Here is a 23,307-nt window from a genome sequence, read left to right as displayed (position 1 = left end):
GTGCCTGATATGAAGCTTTTTGCTGGTAACGCCACCCCGGAACTAGCACAACGTATTGCCAACCGCCTGTACACTTCCCTCGGCGACGCCGCTGTAGGTCGCTTTAGCGACGGCGAAGTCAGCGTACAAATCAATGAAAATGTACGCGGTGGTGATATTTTCATCATCCAGTCCACCTGTGCTCCAACCAACGACAACCTGATGGAACTGGTTGTTATGGTCGATGCCCTGCGCCGTGCTTCTGCAGGACGTATCACTGCTGTAATCCCTTACTTCGGCTATGCTCGCCAGGACCGTCGCGTCCGTTCCGCGCGTGTACCTATCACCGCAAAAGTGGTTGCTGACTTCCTCTCAAGCGTGGGCGTTGACCGCGTTCTGACCGTTGACCTGCACGCAGAGCAGATTCAGGGCTTCTTCGATGTTCCGGTTGATAACGTATTCGGCAGCCCAATCCTGCTGGAAGACATGCTGCAGCTGAACCTGGACAACCCAATCGTGGTTTCTCCGGATATCGGCGGTGTGGTACGTGCCCGTGCCATCGCCAAGCTGCTGAACGATACCGACATGGCGATCATCGACAAACGTCGTCCGCGCGCTAACGTTTCTCAGGTGATGCACATCATCGGTGACGTTGCTGGTCGCGACTGCGTGCTGGTTGATGACATGATCGATACCGGCGGTACGCTGTGTAAAGCGGCGGAAGCGCTGAAAGAGCGTGGTGCTAAACGCGTATTCGCCTACGCGACTCACCCGATCTTCTCCGGTAATGCGGTGAATAATCTCCGCAACTCCGTTATCGACGAAGTTGTGGTGTGCGATACCATCCCACTGAGCGACGAGATCAAAGCGCTGCCAAACGTGCGCACCTTGACTCTGTCCGGGATGCTGGCAGAAGCGATTCGTCGTATCAGCAACGAAGAATCCATCTCTGCAATGTTCGAACACTAATCGAACACGGCCGAAAAACCCGCTGCGGCGGGTTTTTTTGTCTCTGTATTTTATTTGTATGACTAATGCCTCCTTCACCTGCCATTTATATGACAGATGATGCGCACACGGATGATAGATAATTGTGAAAAACGTCACTTCCTCACATATTCTTCCCTTTCGCGCCCTCATCGACGCCTGTTGGAAAGAGAAATACACCTCGTCACGCTTTGTCCGTGACCTGATTGCCGGGATTACCGTCGGCATTATTGCCATCCCGCTGGCAATGGCGCTGGCGATTGGTAGCGGCGTCGCGCCGCAGTACGGGCTGTACACCTCGGCCGTTGCCGGGATTGTGATTGCCCTGACCGGCGGGTCGCGCTTTAGCGTGTCTGGTCCCACCGCCGCCTTTGTGGTGATCCTCTATCCGGTTTCTCAGCAGTTTGGTCTGGCAGGGCTGCTGGTCGCCACCCTGATGTCCGGCGTCTTTCTCATTCTGTTCGGTCTGGCCCGCTTTGGCCGCCTGATTGAATATATTCCCCTTTCCGTGACGCTGGGGTTCACCTCAGGGATTGGTATCACCATCGGGACCATGCAGATCAAGGATTTCCTCGGCCTGCAGATGGCGCATGTCCCGGAACACTATTTGCAGAAAGTGGGCGCGCTGTTTATTGCGCTGCCAACGGCTAATTTGGGCGACGCCGCCATCGGGATTGTGACCCTCGGCACGCTGATCGTCTGGCCGCGTTTGGGGATTCGCCTTCCGGGGCATCTGCCTGCCCTGCTGTTGGGCTGCGCGGTGATGGGCGTCGTGAATCTGCTCGGCGGCCACGTCGCGACCATCGGCTCGCAGTTCCACTATATTCTGGCAGACGGCTCACAGGGTAACGGCATCCCACAACTGTTGCCGCAGCTGGTGCTGCCGTGGGACATGCCCGGCTCGAGCTTTACCCTGAGCTGGGATTCTCTGCAATCGCTGCTGCCTGCCGCGTTCTCGATGGCGATGCTGGGGGCGATTGAATCGCTGTTGTGCGCCGTCGTGCTGGATGGCATGACCGGCACCAAACATAAAGCGAACAGCGAGCTGGTCGGCCAGGGCCTGGGAAATATCATTGCGCCGTTCTTCGGGGGCATTACCGCTACGGCGGCGATTGCCCGTTCTGCCGCGAACGTCCGCGCAGGTGCAACGTCACCGGTTTCAGCGGTCATTCACTCTGTGCTTGTGATCATGGCCCTGCTGATCCTCGCCCCGCTGCTCTCCTGGCTGCCGCTTTCCGCCATGGCCGCCCTGCTGCTGATGGTCGCCTGGAACATGAGTGAGGCGCATAAGGTCGTGAACCTGCTGCGTCGTGCGCCGAAAGACGACATCATCGTCATGCTGATCTGTATGTCGCTGACCGTGCTGTTCGATATGGTGATCGCCATCAGCGTTGGCATTGTGCTGGCCTCGCTGCTGTTTATGCGCCGCATCGCGCAGATGACGCGCCTTTCAGCGGTTAACGTTGAAGTGCCTGACGATGTGCTGGTGCTGCGCGTGATCGGCCCGCTGTTCTTTGCCGCCGCAGAGGGGCTGTTCAGCGAGCTGGAATCGCGCATCGCGGGCAAACGCATTGTGGTGCTGAAGTGGGATGCCGTCCCGGTACTGGATGCTGGCGGTCTTGATGCCTTCCAGCGCTTTGTTGCCCGTCTGCCGGAAGGCTGCGAGCTGCGGATAAGCAACCTTGAGTTTCAGCCGCTGCGCACCATGGCGCGCGCGGGCGTACAGCCGATCCCTGGCCGCCTCGCCTTTTATCCTAACCGTGACGCCGCATTAGCCGATCTGTAATCCATAAAAAAAAACGACTCCGAAAGGAGTCGTTCGCATATTCTTAAATCCGTTCTGTTAGCTGTGCTTATGCTGGTCGCGGCGGCATCGTTTATCATAATGGCGCACCCACCAGTATCGGTCGCTCACCTGCTCATGGCCGCTGACGCGAGCACCTGCCAGCCACAACACCGCACCGAGGAAAATGCTCAGCACCGCGCCATGCGCGAAGTATTGCGGGAGGTCAAGCTGCGGCAATTGGTTTAAAATAGAATAACCCACACCGGCTACCATCACGAACAGTCCCAACCCCATCAGCACGTTACCGAGTAACGAAGCGTTTTTGCGTTTCATGTGTCACCTCCGGAACCTTGGGTTGTAGGGAATAAGTCCCTATTCCTTGTGTGTAAAGTATAGACAACAGGGCTTATATGAGTTGAGTGAATGATCACATTTACGGAACATGCCCAGACAAAAGTTTACAAATAAGCCCCTGAACAGCTTGAAATTCTAATGGTTCAGATCCGCAATTATTCATCTTTTGGCGTTCCTGGCGCAGAACTTTGTCAAGCGCCTCGCCAGACAGTAAACTACGCCCCGGATCCAGAACCCATTAGGAAATGAATCGTGACGATTAAACTGATTGTCGGCCTTGCTAACCCAGGCGCAGAGTATGCGGCCACCCGCCATAACGCGGGTGCCTGGTACGTCGACCTGCTGGCTGAACGATTACGTGCTCCCCTTCGAGAAGAGCCGAAATTCTACGGCTACACCTCGCGCATCAACCTTGCCGGTGCGGACGTGCGTCTGCTGGTGCCTACCACCTTTATGAACCTGAGCGGAAAAGCGGTCGCGGCGATGGCGACGTTTTATCGCATCAATCCGGATGAAATTCTGGTTGCCCACGATGAGCTGGATCTGCCGCCGGGCGTGGCAAAGTTCAAACTCGGCGGCGGTCACGGCGGCCATAATGGTCTGAAAGACATCATCAGCAAGCTGGGCAATAATCCCAATTTCCACCGTTTGCGCGTGGGAATCGGCCATCCGGGCGATAAAAACAAAGTTGTTGGCTTTGTGCTCGGTAAACCCCCGGTTTCAGAGCAAAAATTAATTGACGAGGCGGTAGACGAAGCCGTGCGTTGCACCGAGATCTGGCTGCAGGATGGCTTAACAAAGGCAACGAACCGTCTTCATGCCTTTAAAGCGCAATAATCCGCGCCGTTTGGCATTTTTACCGCGCACCGTGCGGGTTACGTGTATAATAGGCGTAGTTATTTACTTTTCTTCAATCGGTTAACGCTAACGGATTGATTATCAAGATATTAAGGTGATTTAGAAATGGGATTCAAATGCGGTATCGTCGGTCTGCCAAACGTGGGCAAATCCACCCTGTTTAATGCGCTTACCAAAGCGGGTATCGAAGCGGCGAACTTCCCGTTCTGTACCATCGAACCCAACACCGGCGTCGTTCCAATGCCCGACCCGCGTCTCGATCAGCTTGCGGAAATCGTTAAGCCGCAGCGCATTCTGCCTACCACCATGGAATTCGTGGACATCGCGGGCCTGGTGAAAGGGGCGTCCAAAGGCGAAGGCCTGGGTAACCAGTTCCTGACCAACATCCGCGAAACCGAAGCGATCGGCCACGTTGTGCGTTGCTTTGAAAACGACAACATCATCCACGTTAACAATAAAGTGGATCCGGCTGACGACATCGACGTGATCAACACCGAGCTGGCGCTGTCTGACCTCGACACCTGCGAGCGCGCGATTCACCGCGTGCAGAAAAAAGCCAAAGGCGGCGATAAAGACGCGAAGGCCGAGCTGGCCGCGCTGGAAAAATGCCTGCCACAGCTGGAAAATGCTGGCATGCTGCGCGCGCTGAAAAACCTGACGGAAGAAGATAAGGCGGCAATCAAATACCTGAGCTTCCTGACCCTGAAGCCAACCATGTATATCGCTAACGTCAACGAAGACGGTTTCGAGAACAACCCATACCTGGACAAAGTGCGCGAAATCGCCGCGGCGGAAGGCTCTGTGGTGGTTGCCGTGTGTGCAGCCGTTGAATCTGATATTGCAGAACTGGACGATGCCGACCGTGACGAGTTCATGGCCGAGCTGGGTCTGGAAGAGCCGGGCCTGAACCGCGTGATCCGCGCGGGCTACGAGCTGCTGAACCTGCAAACCTACTTCACCGCTGGCGTGAAAGAAGTGCGTGCCTGGACCATTCCTGTTGGTGCAACGGCTCCGCAGGCGGCAGGTAAGATCCACACCGACTTCGAGAAAGGTTTTATCCGCGCACAGACTATCGCGTTTGAAGACTTCATCACCTACAAGGGTGAGCAAGGCGCGAAAGAAGCCGGTAAGATGCGTGCGGAAGGTAAAGACTACATCGTAAAAGATGGCGACGTGATGAACTTCCTGTTCAACGTCTGACGTTACCGTTTCACGAGAAAATCCACGCCACGGCGTGGATTTTTTTTATCGCGGCGTATTGCGCGTCAGCAGCACAATAATAAACGCCCCGCCTATCCCGGCGGTGATAATGCCGATCGGCAACTCCTGCGGGGCCAGTACCGTCCGGCTGGCGATATCTCCCCCGCACAACAGCACAGCTCCCCACACTCCGCACAGGGGAAGCAGCAGTAAATGCCTTACGCCCGCCACGTGGCGGCACAGGTGCGGCACCATCAGGCCGACAAAGCCGATCACCCCGGTCAGTGCCACCAGAAAAGAGGTCGCCAGAGCGCAGCAAAGGAAAATTTCGCCCCGCAGGCGGCTGACGTTGATCCCAAGGGAGAGCGCCGTTTGCTCCCCGGCCAGAATGCCGTCCAGCGCGCGCCATCGCAGCAGGACGAACCCGCCCAGCAGCAGCACGCTCAAGACAGCGAAAGGCAGGTTGCTCCACGACGCCAGCCCCAGCCCGCCCAGCGACCAGAACAGCACCGAGCTGGCCGCACGCTGATCGCCAGAAAAAATGAGATAGCTGGTCAGCGCGCCAAAGAGAAAAGAGATCGCCAGCCCGCAAAGCACCAGATGTTCCGCCCCACGCTGCTTTTTGAAGTGAAACAGCAGCATGACGGCAACCGCCGAACAGATGCCCCCGGCGAAGGCCGATGCGGGGAGCGTCAACGCGCCCAACCGGTCGCCAAAGCGGGTGATCACCAGCACCGCGCCTGCCGACGCGCCGGAGGAAAGCCCGAACAGAAACGGATCGGCCAAATCATTGCGCGTTGTGGTCTGCAGTAGCGCGCCGACCATGGCCAGCCCCGCGCCCGTCAGGGCGGCGAGGAGCGTTCTGGGCAGCCTAAGGTCAACCACAATGCGGGTCACCATCTCCGATACCGGGACATCCGCCAGCCCCAGGGCACCCAGAACCTGCCCCAGCGTGAGCGTAACGGTGCCCGTTGCCACGCTGAGCGCCATCAGCCCGAGCAGCACCAGCATGGCGCTCCCCAGCGCCCAGTGGTAGCGGTACGGGATGCGCATTACTTCCTGGCCTGCGGGTAGAGCGTCCGGGCCAGTTTTTCAACCGCCGCGATATTCGCCGGTCCCGGAGTCAGCTCGGCGTACTGAAGTTTAAGGTAGCGCCCCTGTTTTACCGCCGGCGTCATCTTCATAAGCGGATGATTTTCCAGCACGCGGCGCAGCGCGTCCGCCCCGCTTCCGGTCTGGTAATCCAGCAGAATAATAACATCCGGCTCGCTTGCCGCGACGTTTTCCCAGGAGGTGGTGCCCCAGCTGATATCCAGCGCCTCCATCGCGTTTTTGCCGCCCGCCGCCTCGATAATCGCCGTTGGCATCGCGTATCGTCCGCTGGTAAACGGCTTGTCCTCCCCGGAATCATAGACAAAGACCTTCAGGGGCCGCGCGCCCGTTGCCGGTTTCGGCAATGCGCTCAGCCGCTGTTTCCAGCCCTCGACCAGCGTTTGCGCTTCATTTCGCTTACCGAAAATGCGTCCCAGCGTCAGGACGTCGCCATAGAGCAGGTCCATGGTGGCCTTCTTTTTGTGGGCTGCGGTAAAGACGCAGCTTTCACTCAGCACAAAAGTCTTCACGCCGTATTTCGCCAGCGTCGCGGGAGTCACTTCCCCGCCGACCTTCATGCCGTAGTTCCAGCCAGCAAAGAAGAAATCAGGCTCGGCGGCCAGCAGAGTTTCCAGCGACGGGTATTTCGGCGCCAGCTCGGGGATCGTCCCCATCGCCTGCCGGAAGTCCGGGGTCATTTTGTACCAGCCGCTGATCCCGGTCAGCCCGACGATGCGATCCTGCAGATGCAGCGCAAAGGCCATCTCCGCCATATTTAGATCGTTAATGATTGCCCGCTTCGGCGGCGCGGAGAAGGTGATCGGTGTTCCGCAGCTTTCAACGGTAACGGGAAAATCCGCGGCGCTCGCGGCGTGGGCCGACGCCATCAGCGTCAGCGCGATTACAAGGTTTTTCATAGCAGGTTCTCAACACAGGGTTCACGCATAGCGCGGAACGTCAAAAATACGCAGCGATTTCCCGGTATGCGGATGCGCTACGGTAAAGCTGGTTAGCCCAAATATGGGATAGAGATGCTCAGACACCAGCACCTTTTCAGGCACGTCACAGACCACCGACCGCCCCCGGGACAGCAGAAGAATGCGGTCGGCAAAAGACTCCGCCAGGGTCAAATCATGCAGAACCGCCACAACGGTGATGCCCTTGCTTTTCACCAGCGACAGCAGTTCCACCCGCCCCGGAGGATCAAGATGGTTGGTCGGCTCATCCAGCAGCACCAGTTTTGGCGTCTGGGCAAGCACCCGCGCCAGCGCCGCGCGCTGGCGTTCACCGCCCGAAAGTGCAAACAGCGATCGTTCACGCAGCCGCTGCAGCCCGGTTTCGCGGATGGCGTCGTCGACGATGGCGTCATGGATATGTCGCGGGGCATCGCCCGCATGCGGTATACGTCCAAGGGCGACGTAATCCTCAACCGAGAGCCTCAAATCCGGCGCGTCGTGCTGGGAGAGCACGGCAACCTGTTTTGCCCGCTGCTGGCGAGTCAACGCAGTTACGGTGCGCCCCATCAGGCGGATGTCACCTTTCAGGTGCGTCAGCTCGCTTCCGATCGCCCGTAGCAGCGAGGTTTTACCGCTGCCGTTAGGGCCGATGACGGCCAGGCACTCTCCGGCTCTGGCTTCAAAACAGACGTCTGACAGCAGCGTCGTGCCGCCAGGGCTGGATAACGCCTGGATGGTGACGTCGAGCACGTTATCAACACTGCCTGATGACAGGCGATGGACGGAAACGGACATGGGGTGATCCTTTTACTTCAACGAAAAGCCAGTTTAAAACGCGTCGAGAAATATATGTTATAACATAACAATTAACAACCCTCTTGTGCTTGCCTCGTTTCTCGTTAAATGATGTTTTTTTGTTGTCATTAGGTTAATAAACGAGGTGTAGAATTGAATGACATACCGCACAGCAGGAGTCCTGATGAACAAGAAATACCGCCCGGTTCCCGGCATTCGCCACTACAACGGTCCTGCCGGCGGCTGGGGCGCGCTGAAAGCGACGGCGATTGCCGTGCGCACGCAAATGGACACCCTGGAAGCGCCTGCCACCCTGCTTCGCACTAACCAGCCCGACGGTTTTGACTGTCCCGGCTGCGCGTGGCCGGATAAAGAGCACAAGTCCACCTTCCAGTTCTGTGAAAATGGCGCTAAAGCCGTCACCTGGGAAGCGACAAACAAACGCGTGACGCCCGAATTCTTTGCCGCCAATACCGTCAGCTCGCTGCTGGCGAAAAGCGATTACGAACTGGAAGGCTACGGTCGCCTGACGCATCCGCTGGTTTACGACCGGGGGAGTGATACATTCCGCCCCATAGAGTGGCAGCAGGCCTTTGCGCAGATTGGTGAGAAACTGCGCGCGCTCGATCCGGACGCCGTGGAGTTTTATACCTCGGGGCGCGCGTCGAATGAGGCTGCTTATTTACTTCAGCTTTTTGCCCGTGAACTGGGAACTAATAATTTCCCGGATTGTTCCAACATGTGCCACGAAGCCACCAGCACCGGTCTGCCGCGTTCCATTGGGATTGGCAAAGGCACCGTTTCGCTCAACGATTTTGATAACACCGAGCTGGTTATCTCGATGGGCCATAATCCGGGCACCAACCACCCGCGGATGATGGGCACTCTGCACGAACTCTCCCGCCGCGGCGTGCCGATTATTGTGTTTAACCCGCTTCGCGAGCGGGCGCTGGAGCGCTTTGCCGATCCGCAAAGCGTGGTCGAGATGGCGACGTACGGTTCAACGGACATTGCATCAACCTACTTCCAGGTGAAAGCCGGAGGCGATGCAGCGGCGCTTAAGGGCATAGCAAAACATCTTCTGCACATTGAAGCAGAGCAAGGCGGCGTGCTCGACCGGGAATTTATCGACACGCATACCCAGGGTTTTGAGGCATTCGCCGCCGATATTCAGGCGACAAGCTGGGAGGCCATTGAGCTGGAATCAGGCTTAGATCGTCAGGATCTGCTGGGCGTGGCGCAGGCCTACGCCAAATCCAACGCCACCATCATTACCTACGGCATGGGCATTACCCAGCACAACAAAGGCACCGCCAACGTGCGCCTCATTGCCGACCTGCTGCTGATGCGCGGCAATATCGGTAAGCCCGGCGCCGGCATTTGTCCCCTGCGCGGGCACTCCAACGTGCAGGGAAATCGTACCGTGGGCATTACCGAGAAGCCAACGGCCGCGTTTCTTTCACGTCTGGAGGCGGAATTTGGTTTTACGCCCCCGGCGAAACATGGGCACGACGCGGTAATGGCGACGCAGGCAATGATCGCCGGGGAAGCCAAAGCGCTGATCTGCCTCGGCGGCAATTTTGCCGTGGCCATGCCCGACCATCAGCAGGCCTTTCCCGCCATGCAGAAGCTGGAACTTAGCGTTCACGTTGGCACCAAGCTCAACCGCACGCACCTGCTGGTCGCGAAAGAGACCTGGATCCTGCCGTGCCTCGGGCGCACGGAGCTGGACATGCAGCGCACCGGGCGGCAGTCGATCACCGTGGAAGATTCAATGTCGATGGTGCATGCGTCGTCCGGCAAGCTGAAACCCGCCTCGCCGCATCTGCTCTCCGAACCGGCAATTGTGGCAGGCATGGCCAGCGCCACGCTGCCTGACAGTCAGGTCGGGTGGGCGGAGCTGGTGGCTGACTACGACAGAATTCGGGATCTGATCGAGCGGACCATCCCCGGCTTTGAACAGTACAACGCCCGTATCCGCATTCCGGGCGGTTTTCGTATGCCGCTGCCGCCCACCGAGCGCGTCTGGCCGACCGTAACTGGCAAGGCGATGTTTTCGGTGTTTGACGGCGTCGACGAGAATGCCAAAGGCGAAGGGGATAACGTCCTGCGCCTGATTACGCTTCGCAGCCACGACCAGTACAACACCACCATCTATGCCCTCGACGACCGTTACCGGGGCGTATTTGGACGCCGCGACGTGTTATTTATGAACGAAGAGGATATGGAAAAGCGGGGCCTTGAGCACGGCGACCGCGTGGATATCACCACCGCACTTCCTGGCAATCAGCAGCGCCTGGAGGATATCACGGTAGTGGCCTACAGCATCGCCAGCGGTTCCGTCGGGGCCTACTACCCGGAGGCCAACGTGCTGGTCCCGCTGGACTATCTCGATAAGGACAGCGGCACGCCCTCCTATAAGTCGGTGCCCATTCGCGTCACGCTGCGCTCAAAGGAGATTCGGCCTTTAACGCAAAATAACGCCTGATGCTGCCGCGTCCTCACGCCAGCCGATTAGCGCGTGATACGGCTGGCGCGTAACGGCGCTAAACCCCTGGATGAGCGCCCCCGCGCAGATCGCCCGATAGTGTTCGGCGCTCACCAGCGTATGCAGCGCATCGCGGAGAGCGAATAGCCTGTCGGCTGGGGTGTCGCGCCCCGTGATAAGCGGTAAACCCGGCGTCAACGGGGTGTGACCGATAATGGACAGCCCCGCCAGCAGCTGCGGTTCATGACGTTGCAACAGCGCCCAGGTTACGCAGTCGATGGCGGCAATATCCCCTGCCCCCTGCTTTAGCCTGATAAGCGACTGGCGGTGGCTACCGCTGGCGGTCGCGTCTGAGAAAAAATGGCCGTTAACCGCGAGAGGGGCCACCCTTTTCATCAGCGCATTGTAGCCAGACTGCGAGTCCGCAGAGTTATATACCGCCCGGCGATGGCGATAATCCGCAAGCTGGCAGTGTTTATCTTCGTCGCGTACCACCAGAAAGCTACGGTAATGCAGGCCCTCGCAGCCCGGTGCCGCATAGTGAAAACAGCCGACGACCTGCACCTGCGGCAGCGCCGTCATCAGGGGATATCCGCAGGTCTGGCTCAGGAGCAGACCCGGCTGTTGCCAGTGGGCCAGCAGGTCATCAGGCGGCGGTTCTGGCTTGACATCGCCTGTCGCGACGCCGCGTTCCTGTAAAAGCGCAATGACCGCCCGCGTCAGGGCCTCGGTATTGTCCCGATCGATGTCATACATCGGAAACGCGACAGGACGACTCATAACGATCCTCTTTTTGGTTTCCCGGATGGACGGTGACATCCACCGGCGTGTTCCAGAACTGGCGCAACCACTGACCATAGCCCTTGACCACAAAACCCTGATTGCGCTGCTGGTACTCGTCACGACTGTGCGCGTAGATCGCTCTGAGGCCATACCAGGGCACGCCCGGCAAATCGTGATGTACTGAATGGTAGTTGAGATTGAGAAACAGCACCCGCCAGAACCCGCCGGCCTCGTTTATCACCGAACGTGCCAGAGGATCGTGCGCCGCGCGATGTTCTAAGAAAGAACGAACCTTCGTCAGGGCCAGCGCCGGATAGCTGACCGCCAGTACGAACCAGACGGGGGAGAAATCGCGCTGCGCCATCCAGGTAAAGAGCCCAGCCAGCAGTACGCCGTGCACCATCCACATCATGATTGAGCGCCAGTGGCGTTGACCAAACGCCCTCGCCGCACCGTTCAGCGTCAGGGTAATATCCAGCAGCGGCCCCAGCAGCAATCTGCCCGTGAAGGTATTGCGTACAAGAATGATTTTTTTCTGCCACGGCAAAAGGCGCGCCCATCTCCGGTCGGTGAAGTAGTAAGACTCCGGATCGTCGACAGGCACGGTCAGGTAATCGTTACGATGGTGAGCAAGGTGGGAATCGCGATACAGGCCGTAGGGAAACCACACCGCCAGCGGTAGCGTGCCGAAAAGCTGGTTGAGCCGGGCAAAGCGCGTGGGATGTCCGTGGATCAGCTCATGCTGGAGCGACATATACCAGGCGGTAAAGCCAATCAGCAGCAGCGTGGCCGGTATTAAACCCAGCGTGCGCCAGAACGTCAGCGTCGCAAACCAGCCGCCGTAGATGACGATAATCAGTATCCAGGTCGGCAGCTCGCTTCGCCACAGCCAGCGACGGGCAAGGTGGTCAATATGCTTTCGCTGCTGCGCGTGTAAGTAGTTTCCCATGGCTTCAGACGCTATCCCGACAGTGGCACACTGCGCTGACAATCCGGGATAGCGCCTGAAATAACAACGAACTTAAATCGCTTTGCTTTGCCAGAATCGCGCGGTGTTTATCGCGCCCCGGCGTCAGGCACGCTTATCTGCCACGTTGACGGCCATCAGCACAATCACCATCGCGCTCACCAGCAGCAGGCCGCTTCCGGCGAAGACGCCGCTGGCCCCGTTGAGATCGAAGATCGCCCCACCGCCCGCGGCACCTGCGCCAATGGCAAACTGAATGGATGCTACCAGCAGCCCCCCGGCGCTTTCGGCTTCGTCAGGCACCGTTGTGGCAAGCCAGGTTGACCAGCCAACCGGCACCAGACCGAAGGCAAAGCCCCACAGCGCAACCAGCAGCCCGTCCAGCATCGCCAGATGTCCAAATGCCACCATCGTGAGCGCCAGCACGCCCATGACGAACGGCACCAGCGCCAGCGTGAGCCGCAGGTTGCGCGCCAGCAGATGCCCGGCAATCGATGTCCCGACAAAATTGGCAAGCCCAAAGCCCAGCAGGATCAGGGAAACGCTCTCAACGCTCGCCTGGCCGACCGTTTCAAGGAACGGGCGCAGGTAGGTGAAGAAGGCAAAATGGCCGCTGAAAATAAGAATGGTCGCCAGCATCCCCCCGACCATCCCCGGGCGGCGCAGCACGCGGAACAACGTCGCCAGACTGCCGCTGCTCTCCGGCTTCATTGATGGCAGAACCCAAAGCTGCCACAGCAGCGCCAGCATGCTCGGCAGAATGCAGAGGATAAACACGTTGCGCCAGCCAATCAGGCTGCCGAGATAGCTGCCGAGCGGCGCGGCAACCACCGTCGCCACCGAGACGCTGGAGAAAATCACCGCCAGCGCCTTCGGCACGTGCTCCGCAGGCACCAGCCGCATCGCCGTGGCGGTGGACATTGCCCAGAATCCGCCAATAGCAATGCCCAACAGCAGACGCCCCATCAGCATGACGTTCAGCGTGGGCGCGAAGGCCACCAGCAGGCTGGAGATAATTTGCAGCACCGAGAAGAACATCAGCACCCAACGCCGGTCGATATTTTTGGTGGCCGGGGTAATCAGCAGCCCTGTGACCAGCGCGACAATCGCCGTTGCGGTCACCGCTTGTCCGGCCATCCCCTCCGTAACACTCAGGCTCGCGGCCATGGGTGTCAGCAGGCTGGCCGGCAGGAACTCTGCCGTAATCAAGCCAAACACCCCTAACCCCAGTGACCAGACGGCTCGCCAGGCCGGTTTTGCGGGGGCCTGCGCCTCTCTCGCCGCGACACATGCACTCATCTGTTGTACTCCCGTTATAAAAATGTGACTAATGTCGCAAAAGCATAGAGCGTTCCCCCTGGACGATCTATGACATATAATCCCCACTTATTGATTATGCGTCCGGAGTTGTGCCGATGACCGTTCAGTCACCCGATTTGATCAGCGAGTTGTTGCGCGGTATGCGCCTGTCCGGGGTGAAGTACCGCCGCATTGAGGCCAGCGCGCCGTTTGGCGTGGCCTTTCATCAGGCGCCCGGTAAAGCCCAGTTCCATTTCGTCAGCCACGGCAAAGCCCTGTTACGGATGGAAAGCGGCGCGAGCTTTGCGCTGAGCGGCGGCGATGCGCTGTTTATCCCCAACGGCAACGCACATGCCCTTCTCTCGGACGAGCAGGCAACCATCACGCCGGTGAGCGCCTTCCCAAGCGAGCCTATCTGCAATTCGGTGTGCGCCATCACCTGCCAACCCTGTCCGGAAAGTGAGCACACCATCATCTTCAGCGGATGCATGGATTTTGAGCTGGGCGGGATGCAGCCGCTGATCAAAGCGATGCCGGAGGTGATGATGGTGAGCCGGTTGATGTCGACCTGGCCGGAGATCCACCCTCTGCTGGCGGCCATGGAGCGTGAATCCATGACCCGGCAGGTCGGTTTCGCCGGGATCCTCGCGCGCCTTGCCGACGTGGTAGCGGCGCTGATCGTGCGCGGCTGGGTTGAAGCCGGATGCGGAAAGGCCACTGGCTGGGTGCAGGTCTTACGGGATCCGCGTCTGAGCCGGGCGATTTACGCCATGCATCAGCAGCCCGGCGTGAACTGGAGCGTGGCGGAGCTGGCAAAAGAGGCCGGAACGTCCCGCTCGGTATTTGCGGAACGTTTCCTGGCCGCCACGGGAACGACCCCGGCGAAATACCTGAGCGAGCTGAGAATGCGGCTGGCGATTCAGTACATCCGCCACGAACATCAGCCCATTGAAACGGTGGCGCTGCGTCTTGGTTACGGCTCGCTGGCAGCATTTAGCCGGGCATTTAAGCGGATTGTCGGCCATGCGCCGGGCACGCTGCGGGACAGCAGTCAGGCCCCGGAAGAAGCCTGACCGCAGGCATTATCAGAAGTAGTATTTGAAGCGAACGCGACCGCCGTAGCGCTCATCGTTATTGGCGTCGCCCTCTTTCGGAGTGGCGTTAACCCATGACGCATAGGCCCCGAGGTAGATATTGAAATTCTTCATCTTCATCACGTTAGGGATCAGATATGACGCATGGATGGTATGAATGTCATATTCTCCCGGATCGGTGATCCAGCAGTCGTTCTCGCACTCGGCGTCGAACGTTGAGGTGTTGAATTGGTCGATCTCATTGTGTGCATAGATGTAGCCCAGCTCAACGTTACGCCACAGCCCGTTGATGGCGCTGGTGAAATCTGTTTCGTCCGCAGCATCCAGGTAGGCCGTGTTGAGGTTGACCACAACGCCGTTTTCCGCATCCGTTTTGAGCCCATCCCAGGTCATTGTAAAACCGTAACCGGTACGATCGGATTGATCGATCCATTGACCGCTGCTGTCGCGATAGCCATAGGCGTTATTCACCAGGTTAGATTCCATGGCTATCGCAGTTGAGAATGGACCGTTCTGCCAGGCGATAACCGGGCGGATGTAGGCCACATTTTTATCGTTTTCAAGCTCAGCCCCGTGATAACGCTGGTCGACAAACAGATCGCTGCCGTCTTTCAGCAGCGTGTTGAGCTCGAAATACCAGTTATCCTGGGTCTTGCTCAGCATGAAATTACCGCCGCTGTCGGCACGCCCACGCCCCTCTTTCAGCATGTAGATATAGCCGTATCCGTCACTGTAGAGATCGTCTGCGGTGTTGCCTGAATATTCAACGAAGGTATCCTGATTGAGCGGGAACATATCGTAGGCTTCAAAACGCCCGACTTTTATCTCCCAGTCATTTTGCTGACCAAAGTAAAACGCGGCATCATCGAGGTACATTTGCCCGGCTAAATCACCGAGAGGCTGAACGGAAAAGCCCGCGTAATTTCCGTTATCCATTTTCCGGTAGCCGTCAAAGCCGAGTAAAATACGGCCATTAATATCCCATCGCTCATTATCCCCGGGTGCCCAGTCGCTATTCGCGCTACGTCTAATAGAGGTCAGACTGCCGGTTTTACTGGCGGCATCCATATTAAGTTCGACGTCACCGTAAAATTTAATATCGCCGTAGCCAGATAACGTCAGTTTTGGCGGTTCCGCCTTGTTTACGGGTTCTTCGGATTGCACGACCACGCGGGTGGCCTGGGATGCCGCCGCCTGCTGCTGTTGCTTAAGCTCCTGAATTTGCGCTTCCAGCTGCGCCAGTTTGTCTTCAATACTTGTTGTCGGCTGCGCCGCGAACAATGAGCCTGAATAAAGCGCGCCCATGAGGATAACCCGTTTTTTTAATCTCATAGAATCCATCCTGATAATAAAAGTGAATACCCAAAAGGTTGAGCCTCCACATTTCGTACAAATACCCCGGGCAACGCTATTATGTTTTTTGGTTTTGTTATTATGATTTTTAGTTTATGTGATCGTCACTGAGCGTTTCCGGCCTTATTAACGGTGAAAAAGCCTGTCAACTCACATTATTATCCGCATTAATTTCTATAAGTCTGATTTATATTTCGTACTCTTTTGTATATCACTAAATAAATCTATAAAAAATAATTATTCATTCACCAATTTAATATTAAAACGCCCAGGCGAGGCTGAACGGTGCGGTAAATTGTCTGGTTGTGCGAAAAATGGGATATCCAACACGCGAAGCGGGCAATATTCGTCTAAGGTTTTCAAGTGATTGACGGCAGTGGACACGCTGCCCAGCGAATACAGGAGATGCACCGATGATAAGACCTCGTACTTTACACCCTGCGCTTTTGCCCCTGACATTGGGCGCCGCGCTACTCGGTTTTACCGTGAGCGGCTATGCAGAGGAGCAAACCACACATGAAAAAAGCTCCCCCGATGTCATGCTTGGCCCCCTTTTTAACGATGTGCAAAGCGCAAAACTGTTCCCCGATCAAAAGACCTTTGCCGATGCGGTGCCAAAAAGCGACCCGCTGATGATCCTGGCGGACTACCGGATGCAACACACCCAGTCCGGGTTCGATCTGCGCCACTTTGTGGAGATGAACTTTACCCTGCCGACGGAAGGTGAAAAGTATGTTCCGCCTGCTGGTCAAAATTTACGTGAGCACATTGATGGCCTGTGGTCGGTGCTGACCCGCACCACCGATAAGGCCAGTCAATGGGATTCCCTTCTCCCGCTGCCAAAGCCCTACGTCGTGCCCGGCGGACGTTTCCGCGAGGTCTACTACTGGGACAGCTATTTCACCATGCTTGGCCTGGCGGAGAGCGGCCACTGGGACAAAATCAGCGACATGGTGGACAATTTCGCTTACGAAATCGACACATGGGGCCATATCCCGAACGGCAACCGCAGCTACTATCTGAGCCGCTCCCAGCCGCCGTTCTTCTCACTGATGGTCGAACTGCTGGCGACCCATGACAGCGACGCGCTGAAGAAGTATCGCCCACAGATGGAAAAAGAGTATGCCTACTGGATGGAGGGGGTGGATGCCCTGCAACCGGGCAGCGCCAACAAGCGGGTGGTAAAACTGGATGACGGGGCGATCCTCAACCGCTACTGGGACGATAACGATACGCCACGCCCGGAATCCTGGCTGGATGACGTGACCACCGCCAAAAACAATCCTGACCGCCCGGCCACCGAGATTTACCGCGATCTGCGTTCCGCCGCCGCCTCAGGCTGGGATTTCAGCTCCCGCTGGATGGACGATCCGAAAAAGCTTGGCACCATCCGCACCACCAGCATTGTGCCGGTTGACCTGAACGCATTGATGTTCAAAATGGAAAAACTGCTGGCCCGGGCAAGCCAGGAGGACGGCGATACCGCCGGCGCCAGCAAATATGACGCCCTGGCTAACGCCCGGCAAAAAGCGATGGAAAGCCACCTCTGGAATGAAAAAGAGGGGTGGTACGCGGATTACGATCTGAAAACCAAAAAGGTCCGTAATCAGCTGACGGCGGCAGCGCTCTTCCCGCTGTATGTTAAAGCTGCAGCACAGGATCGCGCCGACAAGGTTGCAGCAGCGGCCTCATCGCGCCTGCTGAAACCGGGCGGTATCTCCACCACCACCATCAACAGCGGCCAGCAGTGGGACGCGCCGAACGGCTGGGCGCCGCTCCAGTGGGTTGCCGTTGAAGGTTTACAGAACTACGGTCAGGATAAAGTGGCGATGGACGTGACCTGGCGCTTCCTGAAAAACGTGCAGCACACCTACGATCGTGAGCAGAAGCTGGTCGAGAAATATGATGTCTCCTCTACCGGCATGGGCGGCGGCGGCGGGGAATATCCGCTGCAGGATGGCTTTGGCTGGAGTAACGGCGTGACGCTGAAGATGCTGGATCTGGTGTGTCCGAAAGAGAAGCCTTGCGATAGCGTGCCGGAGAATCGCCCTGCGGCAAATGATGATGTGACGCCGGTGAAGGCGTCGGCACAGTAAGTGAGCATTGCCGGGTGGCGGCTACGCGTGACCCGGCCTACATTGAATCTGTTGGCCCGGGAAGCGCCCTCGCGCCACCGGGCTTTTTTCAGAAGCTGTAGCTAGCCCCTACCTGCCAGATACGGTCACGACCAATCCAGCAGTTGGTTGCGTCGTAGCAGGTTAAGGTCTCTTTATTGGTAATGTTTTGCGCGCTGGCTTTTAGGGTTAACCCCGCCAGCGACGGGAACGCTTCACCCATGCGATACGACGCGGCAAGATCGTACTGCGTGGTGCCCCCCAGTTTGCCCGCATCGTTACTCTGGGAGATTTCCATCGGCCCGGTATAGCGTGCCCCGGCCCCCAGCGTCAGCCCTCTCAGCGGCGAACTGTCGAGGGTATAATCCCCCCACAGATTGAACGCATTCTCCGGAACCTGCGTCGGGCGTTTGCCCTGGAATTTATCATCTTCGGTATTGATGGCATGGGTGTAGGCATAGTTGGCAATCAGCGTCAGGTTATCCGTCGGACGACTGATGACGGACAGCTCCGCCCCCTTCGATTCCACTTCACCGGTCTGGCGATAGTTCAGGAAGCCCGGATCGCTGGTGACGACATTTTTCTGACGGATGTTAAATACCGAGGCAGTAAAGGTGGTGGCATATTCTGCCAGAAGGTATTTCACCCCACCTTCCACCTGCTTACTGGTGGTCGGCTTAACGTCTTTGGCCAGGAGCGTGCCCTGCGGCGACACCGGCGCAAAGCCTTCCGAATAGCTGATGAACGGCGAGAGACCATTTTCAAAGGCGTAAAGCGCGCCCAGACGTTTGGTGACGCGGTCCTGAGATACCCAGGCCTTGTCGCCGTTTTGCATGTAGTTGGTATTGACCGAACGATAGTCGTCATAGCGCAGGCTACCGAGCAGATTTAACCCGCCAAATTCCACCTGGTCCTGCAGGTAATAGCCGTTCTGCTGATAGCTCAGGCGGTTTTTCTGCGCGGTATACAGCCCCAGCGCATCCTTACCGATCTGCGCATAGTCAGGGTTGCGCATGTCGATACCCGGCGTGGCCGAGGCGTAACGATAGTGGAAGTGTGAGTTCAGCTTCTGGTAGTCAAAGCCCGCCAGCAGGTGATGTTTCCACTCACCAAGGGCAACGGTTTTGGTTACCTGGTTATCGATGTTAAAACTTTGCAGATCTTCGTCCGTGGTATAGGCGAAGCGGTTGAGTTGATAAACTTCGCTGCCGGTGCCCGTGGCGTAGACGCTGCGCTGATGGGTGTCGACATCAAAGTAGCGGGCTTTCTGGTTGAACCCCCAGCCGCTGTCAAACTCATGTTCGAAACTGAAGCCCAGCATCCACTGGCGCTGTTTGAATCCCGCCCATTCATCCCCCGCATAGGCCCGGCGATCGGCGTATTTCGAGCGCAGGAACGACAGCGGTAGCGGGTTAGAAGGTGACAGGCTTGGGGTATTTTGCGCGATCGCATCCAGCGTAAGGCGCGTTTTGCTGTCGGGCTGCCAGGTGACGGAAGGGGCGACCAGATAGTTTTCATAGCGCGTGGTGTGCGGCTGGTCATCGTTTTCCGTGGCTTTGCCCAGCAGACGGTAGTTCCAGTCGCTGTCGGCGATTTGCCCGGTCGAGTCAAGGTAGCCCTCTTTCAGGTTGCGGTTTCCGGTGTTGAAACCCAGCTCGGTTTTCGCCGCTTTCTGCGGTTTTTTGCTCTGGATATTCACCAGCCCACCCGGCGATCCGCCGCCGTAAAGCACGGATGAGGGGCCTTTGAGAATGTCGACGCTCTCAATCAACAGGGGGTCGATACGTGCCTTGGTATTCCCGGTCACGTTGTACGGCAGCTGCAGGCCATTATAAAACTCCTGCTCAACCGTAAAGCCGCGGATCTTGTATTCACTCATGTACGAGGTGTTACCGCGCACTTCAGTCGACACGCCCGGGGCATAGCGCAGGATTTCGTTCACCGAGTTGGCATGACGCTGCGCGATCTCCTCGGCGGAAAGGGTGTTAATCACCTGCGGCGTTTTGCTTTCGGCGACCGCAGATTTGGTCGCACTGTTGGTCCAGGCCGGAAGGGAACTTCCCTCTTCTGTCCCGGTCACGACTATCGTTGACTCTTCGGCAAATGCCGGTCCCTGCAATGCCAGCGCTACGGCTCCTGCCAACGCACAAAACGCGAAACGTGAGGTGTTCATAGTGTGTTCATTATTATAAATGATATTAGGAACGACAATTATTATCATTTCAATTTGCAAATCAAGATAGCCGCAAAAAAAACGGCCCTCCGAAGAGAGCCGTGTTTAGCAGGATTATGCCCGTCTGAGCAATCTGAAGACCACGAGCACGACAATGGCGCCCACGACGGCCACCAGGAAACTGTGCAGGTTGAAACCGCTGATGCTGCCACCCAGGCCAAACATCGTCGCCAGCCAACCGCCCACAACCGCGCCGATGACCCCGAGCACGCAGGTCAGAATAAATCCGCCACCATCGTTACCCGGCATGAGCAGCTTAGCGATTGCACCGGCAATAAGACCAAAAATAATCCAGGCGATGATACCCATAGCGATACCCTCTTTCAGGTTTAACGCACGCGCAGAAAACCCTCCGCGCAGCTATCCTGATTATAGGTCACCGTCATAAAACCGTTTTCATCTCACCGACTTAAATTGCCCTTGCAGTGAAAAAATCTCATCGGTTTGTATTAAGTTTCACCCCAGGCTGCCGATAACCCACAGACAGTCTGTCACACATCGAGGAGCCATCTGGCGTGAGTAATTACAGTGAGCAGTTCCTGAAACAAAATCCGCTGGCTGTGTTAGGGATATTACGCGACCTGCAAAAAGGGAAGGTGCCGCTGCGCATCAGCTGGCCTTCTGGTCAGTTCATTAGCAATATTCTGGACGCGTCGGCAGAACGCCTGGTGGTCGATCTGGGCAGCCAGGAGTACGAGAACCGTGCCGCACTGCGCGCGGAAAAGGTCTCGGTGCTGGCTGAAACCCAGGGCGCGAAGGTGGAGTTTGTTTTACCGCGTCTTGAGCTGAGCGAGTATCAGGGCCTGCCCGCGTTTGTCTCTTCGATTCCGGATAACCTCTGGTTTGTGCAGCGCCGGGAATACTTTCGTATCCACGCCCCGCTCCATCCCGCCTTTTTTTGCAAAGCCAAAATGCCGGACAAAAAAGAGTTCCGCTTCCGTCTGTTCGATCTGTCGCTGGGCGGCATGGGCGCGTTGATGGATACCCCTGCGCCTGACGGGCTGGTCGAAGGAATGCGTTTCTCGCAGATTGAGCTGGATATGGGCGGCTGGGGCCGTTTCTGGTTTGATGCGCAGTTAATTGCGATCGGCGAGCGGACGGTGGTGGACAGTAAAAACGAAACCGTGAGCACGCCGCGTCTTAGCTTTCGCTTTCTCAACGTTGGCCCGGGGGCGGAACGTGAATTGCAGCGCATTATCTTCTCCCTGGAGCGCGAAGCGCGGGAGCGGGCAAATAAAGTGTTGTAACACGCGTCGGGCAGCAGCGCCGCCCGACACTCGTCTTACATGGCATCCATCGCTTTCTGAACTTTCCAGATATAACGCGGCGCCTGCGGAGCCGGATGGTTTTTCACCACATGTTCAAAGAACTCGTCTTTGTCCATGTCGTTGATCTCTTCAATGGCTTCTTTGCGATCGGAGGAGAAGGTTCTCAGCAGCGCGCCCGCGCCATTAACGTACGACACCACCAACGCATACTGCATCACTTCCGGATCCTCGATACCTTTCAGTATGCCGTGTTCCAGAATGCTCAGATAAGCTGTCCCCATGGAGATATTACGCTCCGGATTTTTCAGCTCGCTGGTTGATGGCTGACCGCTCCAGCCCATGTAGCGATACACTTCTCGCCCGGCCGTGGACGCCTTCAGCTGCATCAGCCCAACCGCGTTCGATTTACTGACCAGCGTCGGATTCCCGCCGGATTCCACTGCAATAATCGCCGTGACCAGACGCGGGCTGACACCCCATGCCTTACCGGCTTGTTCGCTGATCGGCATCCACTGCATCGCCCGTTTCACGGGCACTTCAGGGTTCCAGGGTGGATTTTGATAGTCATGTTTTGAACTACAGCCAGCAAGCAACACAATCAAAAAAGCAAACCATCTCAATTTCACGTCTTCTATCCTTATAGCCGGTCTTCGCGGTTACGCTGCCCCTTGAAGCGGGCAGCGGATAAGCGGCATCATATAGACAATTAGCGTCTCATTCAGCAAGGAATTGCCATGCCACAGTTTCATCTCATTGCCCCTTCCGGCTACTGCATCAACCAGGACGCGGCACAGCGCGGGGTTCAGCGCTTACTGGAATCCGGCTATCGGGTAGAAAATCAGACAATTATCCCCCGTCGGTCGCAGCGTTTCGCCGGCACCGAGGCGCAAAGGCTGAACGATATCAACGGCCTGGTGAACCTGCGTGGCAGCAATAACATCGTGCTGGCGGTGCGCGGCGGTTACGGTGCGAGTCGGTTGCTGGAGAGCATCGACTGGGTGGGGCTGGCCAAACGCCAGCAGCAGGATCCGCTGCTGATTTGCGGACACAGCGATTTCACGGCGATCCAGCTTGGCCTGCTCGCCCTGCATAACGTCGTCACCTTCAGCGGCCCGATGCTGGCCGGTAATTTTGGCGCGCCGGAACTTGATGCTTACACCCAGGAGCACTTCTGGCGGGCGCTGGAAAACCCCACCTTCAGCGTGGAGTGGCAGGGTAACGGGCCGCACTGGTCGTGCGAGGGTCAGCTGTGGGGTGGCAACCTGGCCATGCTGGTGTCGCTGATTGGCACCCCGTGGCTGCCGCAGATCGAAGATGGCATTCTGGTGCTGGAGGATATTAACGAGCATCCGTTCCGCGTCGAGCGCATGTTATTGCAGCTTTATCATGCCGGAATTCTTGCCCGTCAGTCTGCTATCGTGTTGGGCAGTTTTAGCGGCGCACAGCCCAATGATTACGATGCGGGTTATACGCTTGAAACCATGGTCGACTTTATCCGTTCGCGGCTGGATATTCCGGTGATCACAGGTCTTCCGTTCGGCCACGAACAGCAGACGGTCACCCTGCCGCTGGGGGCGCATGCGCAGCTGATTCATGGAGATTCGGGCAGTCAGTTAACAATGGGCGGCCATCCGGTTATAAAAGCATAAAAAAGCGGTGATACCGCCTTAATTAAACGTTGTCTCTGCCGTTAATATGTTA

General features: G+C 57.3%; 20 protein-coding genes. 9 read left to right on the top strand and 11 right to left on the bottom strand.

What is annotated here, in order from left to right; genetic code table 11:
• Both prs and dauA read left to right on the top strand, forming a co-directional pair.
• Entirely contained in the window at positions 1–948 is a 948-nt protein-coding gene (gene prs, locus I6L58_RS22645) for a ribose-phosphate diphosphokinase (protein ID WP_003856663.1), read from the top strand.
• Positions 949–1,072: 124 nt separating this feature from the next.
• A complete protein-coding gene (dauA, locus tag I6L58_RS22640) occupies positions 1,073–2,752 on the top strand; it encodes a C4-dicarboxylic acid transporter DauA (protein ID WP_058610236.1) in 1,680 nt (559 codons plus the stop codon).
• A gap of 57 nt (positions 2,753–2,809) precedes the next feature.
• Here the strand turns inward: dauA and ychH are convergent, their stop codons facing one another.
• Positions 2,810–3,085: a stress-induced protein YchH gene (gene ychH, locus I6L58_RS22635; protein ID WP_006175911.1), complete on the bottom strand. Its 276-nt coding sequence runs from the start codon at positions 3,083–3,085 to the stop codon at positions 2,810–2,812.
• 273 nt (positions 3,086–3,358) lie between these two features.
• Here ychH and pth point away from each other — a divergent pair, with 273 nt between their 5' ends.
• Both pth and ychF read left to right on the top strand, forming a co-directional pair.
• Complete coding sequence (gene pth, locus I6L58_RS22630) at positions 3,359–3,943, top strand: aminoacyl-tRNA hydrolase (RefSeq protein WP_006175913.1); 585 nt, start codon at positions 3,359–3,361, stop codon at positions 3,941–3,943.
• 126 nt (positions 3,944–4,069) lie between these two features.
• The gene (ychF, locus tag I6L58_RS22625; RefSeq protein ID WP_006175915.1) at positions 4,070–5,164 is read left to right on the top strand and encodes a redox-regulated ATPase YchF; all 1,095 of its coding nucleotides are present in this window, start codon (positions 4,070–4,072) and stop codon (positions 5,162–5,164) included.
• 45 nt (positions 5,165–5,209) lie between these two features.
• Here ychF and I6L58_RS22620 read toward each other — a convergent pair whose 3' ends face one another.
• The 3 genes from I6L58_RS22620 to I6L58_RS22610 are packed head-to-tail and all read right to left on the bottom strand — an operon-like array spanning position 5,210 to position 8,007.
• On the bottom strand, positions 5,210–6,217 hold the full coding sequence (locus I6L58_RS22620) for a FecCD family ABC transporter permease (protein ID WP_058610235.1): 1,008 nt from the start codon (positions 6,215–6,217) through the stop codon (positions 5,210–5,212).
• Positions 6,217–7,173 carry an ABC transporter substrate-binding protein gene (locus I6L58_RS22615; protein ID WP_058610234.1) on the bottom strand — a complete coding sequence of 319 codons (957 nt, stop codon included), beginning with the start codon at positions 7,171–7,173 and terminating at the stop codon, positions 6,217–6,219. The genes I6L58_RS22620 and I6L58_RS22615 overlap by 1 nt, the downstream gene beginning before the upstream one ends.
• Before the next feature lie 21 nt (positions 7,174–7,194).
• Positions 7,195–8,007, bottom strand: a complete 813-nt coding sequence (locus I6L58_RS22610; RefSeq protein ID WP_088208299.1) for an ABC transporter ATP-binding protein — start codon at positions 8,005–8,007, stop codon at positions 7,195–7,197.
• Between the two features lie 184 nt (positions 8,008–8,191).
• Here I6L58_RS22610 and I6L58_RS22605 point away from each other — a divergent pair, with 184 nt between their 5' ends.
• Entirely contained in the window at positions 8,192–10,495 is a 2,304-nt protein-coding gene (locus I6L58_RS22605; protein ID WP_088208298.1) for an FdhF/YdeP family oxidoreductase, read from the top strand.
• On the opposite strand, the gene I6L58_RS22600 is transcribed toward I6L58_RS22605, so the two are convergent.
• From I6L58_RS22600 to I6L58_RS22590, 3 genes are all read right to left on the bottom strand, one after another.
• Positions 10,475–11,275 carry a phosphate/phosphite/phosphonate ABC transporter substrate-binding protein gene (locus tag I6L58_RS22600; protein ID WP_176399420.1) on the bottom strand — a complete coding sequence of 267 codons (801 nt, stop codon included), beginning with the start codon at positions 11,273–11,275 and terminating at the stop codon, positions 10,475–10,477. The genes I6L58_RS22605 and I6L58_RS22600 overlap by 21 nt on opposite strands.
• Positions 11,244–12,227 (bottom strand): fatty acid desaturase, encoded by a 984-nt coding sequence (locus tag I6L58_RS22595; RefSeq protein ID WP_088208296.1) that lies wholly within the window; start codon positions 12,225–12,227, stop codon positions 11,244–11,246. Before I6L58_RS22595 ends, I6L58_RS22600 begins: the two co-directional genes overlap by 32 nt.
• Positions 12,228–12,350: 123 nt before the next feature.
• Positions 12,351–13,544 (bottom strand): MFS transporter, encoded by a 1,194-nt coding sequence (locus I6L58_RS22590; RefSeq protein WP_088208295.1) that lies wholly within the window; start codon positions 13,542–13,544, stop codon positions 12,351–12,353.
• A gap of 116 nt (positions 13,545–13,660) precedes the next feature.
• On the opposite strand from I6L58_RS22590, the gene I6L58_RS22585 reads away from it, so the two are divergent.
• Positions 13,661–14,617 (top strand): AraC family transcriptional regulator, encoded by a 957-nt coding sequence (locus tag I6L58_RS22585; RefSeq protein WP_088208294.1) that lies wholly within the window; start codon positions 13,661–13,663, stop codon positions 14,615–14,617.
• A gap of 12 nt (positions 14,618–14,629) precedes the next feature.
• Here the strand turns inward: I6L58_RS22585 and I6L58_RS22580 are convergent, their stop codons facing one another.
• The gene (locus I6L58_RS22580; RefSeq protein ID WP_088208293.1) at positions 14,630–15,970 is read right to left on the bottom strand and encodes a carbohydrate porin; all 1,341 of its coding nucleotides are present in this window, start codon (positions 15,968–15,970) and stop codon (positions 14,630–14,632) included.
• A 434-nt stretch (positions 15,971–16,404) separates the two neighbouring features.
• On the opposite strand from I6L58_RS22580, the gene I6L58_RS22575 reads away from it, so the two are divergent.
• Positions 16,405–18,087 (top strand): alpha,alpha-trehalase, encoded by a 1,683-nt coding sequence (locus I6L58_RS22575; protein WP_088208292.1) that lies wholly within the window; start codon positions 16,405–16,407, stop codon positions 18,085–18,087.
• A gap of 88 nt (positions 18,088–18,175) precedes the next feature.
• Here I6L58_RS22575 and I6L58_RS22570 read toward each other — a convergent pair whose 3' ends face one another.
• Positions 18,176–20,278 (bottom strand): TonB-dependent siderophore receptor, encoded by a 2,103-nt coding sequence (locus I6L58_RS22570; RefSeq protein WP_088208291.1) that lies wholly within the window; start codon positions 20,276–20,278, stop codon positions 18,176–18,178.
• A gap of 114 nt (positions 20,279–20,392) precedes the next feature.
• Positions 20,393–20,647, bottom strand: a complete 255-nt coding sequence (locus tag I6L58_RS22565) for a GlsB/YeaQ/YmgE family stress response membrane protein (protein WP_006175932.1) — start codon at positions 20,645–20,647, stop codon at positions 20,393–20,395.
• Positions 20,648–20,853: 206 nt separating this feature from the next.
• Between I6L58_RS22565 and ycgR the strand changes: the two genes are divergently transcribed.
• Positions 20,854–21,585 carry a flagellar brake protein YcgR gene (gene ycgR / locus I6L58_RS22560; protein ID WP_088208290.1) on the top strand — a complete coding sequence of 244 codons (732 nt, stop codon included), beginning with the start codon at positions 20,854–20,856 and terminating at the stop codon, positions 21,583–21,585.
• A gap of 35 nt (positions 21,586–21,620) precedes the next feature.
• Here ycgR and emtA read toward each other — a convergent pair whose 3' ends face one another.
• Positions 21,621–22,232, bottom strand: a complete 612-nt coding sequence (emtA, locus tag I6L58_RS22555) for a membrane-bound lytic murein transglycosylase EmtA (protein WP_042320010.1) — start codon at positions 22,230–22,232, stop codon at positions 21,621–21,623.
• Positions 22,233–22,340: 108 nt separating this feature from the next.
• On the opposite strand from emtA, the gene ldcA reads away from it, so the two are divergent.
• Positions 22,341–23,255: a muramoyltetrapeptide carboxypeptidase gene (ldcA, locus tag I6L58_RS22550; RefSeq protein WP_088208289.1), complete on the top strand. Its 915-nt coding sequence runs from the start codon at positions 22,341–22,343 to the stop codon at positions 23,253–23,255.
• Positions 23,256–23,307 lie beyond the last annotated feature (52 nt).

This window comes from Enterobacter cancerogenus (assembly GCF_019047785.1).
Lineage (GTDB): Bacteria > Pseudomonadota > Gammaproteobacteria > Enterobacterales > Enterobacteriaceae > Enterobacter > Enterobacter cancerogenus.
This window is presented reverse-complemented; position numbering and strand designations above follow the sequence as displayed.

Excerpts from the sequence above, each read along its gene's own strand:
- I6L58_RS22600 (WP_176399420.1), bottom strand. The coding sequence starts at position 11,275 with ATGAGTCGTCCTGTCGCGTTTCCGATGTATGACATCGATCGGGACAAT.
- I6L58_RS22580 (WP_088208293.1), bottom strand. The coding sequence starts at position 15,970 with ATGAGATTAAAAAAACGGGTTATCCTCATGGGCGCGCTTTATTCAGGC.
- I6L58_RS22570 (WP_088208291.1), bottom strand. The coding sequence starts at position 20,278 with ATGAACACCTCACGTTTCGCGTTTTGTGCGTTGGCAGGAGCCGTAGCG.
- ychH (WP_006175911.1), bottom strand. The coding sequence starts at position 3,085 with ATGAAACGCAAAAACGCTTCGTTACTCGGTAACGTGCTGATGGGGTTG.
- I6L58_RS22585 (WP_088208294.1), top strand. The coding sequence starts at position 13,661 with ATGACCGTTCAGTCACCCGATTTGATCAGCGAGTTGTTGCGCGGTATG.
- I6L58_RS22615 (WP_058610234.1), bottom strand. The coding sequence starts at position 7,173 with ATGAAAAACCTTGTAATCGCGCTGACGCTGATGGCGTCGGCCCACGCC.
- I6L58_RS22605 (WP_088208298.1), top strand. The coding sequence starts at position 8,192 with ATGAACAAGAAATACCGCCCGGTTCCCGGCATTCGCCACTACAACGGT.
- I6L58_RS22590 (WP_088208295.1), bottom strand. The coding sequence starts at position 13,544 with ATGAGTGCATGTGTCGCGGCGAGAGAGGCGCAGGCCCCCGCAAAACCG.
- I6L58_RS22610 (WP_088208299.1), bottom strand. The coding sequence starts at position 8,007 with ATGTCCGTTTCCGTCCATCGCCTGTCATCAGGCAGTGTTGATAACGTG.
- ldcA (WP_088208289.1), top strand. The coding sequence starts at position 22,341 with ATGCCACAGTTTCATCTCATTGCCCCTTCCGGCTACTGCATCAACCAG.
- I6L58_RS22565 (WP_006175932.1), bottom strand. The coding sequence starts at position 20,647 with ATGGGTATCATCGCCTGGATTATTTTTGGTCTTATTGCCGGTGCAATC.
- I6L58_RS22620 (WP_058610235.1), bottom strand. The coding sequence starts at position 6,217 with ATGCGCATCCCGTACCGCTACCACTGGGCGCTGGGGAGCGCCATGCTG.
- I6L58_RS22595 (WP_088208296.1), bottom strand. The coding sequence starts at position 12,227 with ATGGGAAACTACTTACACGCGCAGCAGCGAAAGCATATTGACCACCTT.
- I6L58_RS22575 (WP_088208292.1), top strand. The coding sequence starts at position 16,405 with ATGATAAGACCTCGTACTTTACACCCTGCGCTTTTGCCCCTGACATTG.
- ychF (WP_006175915.1), top strand. The coding sequence starts at position 4,070 with ATGGGATTCAAATGCGGTATCGTCGGTCTGCCAAACGTGGGCAAATCC.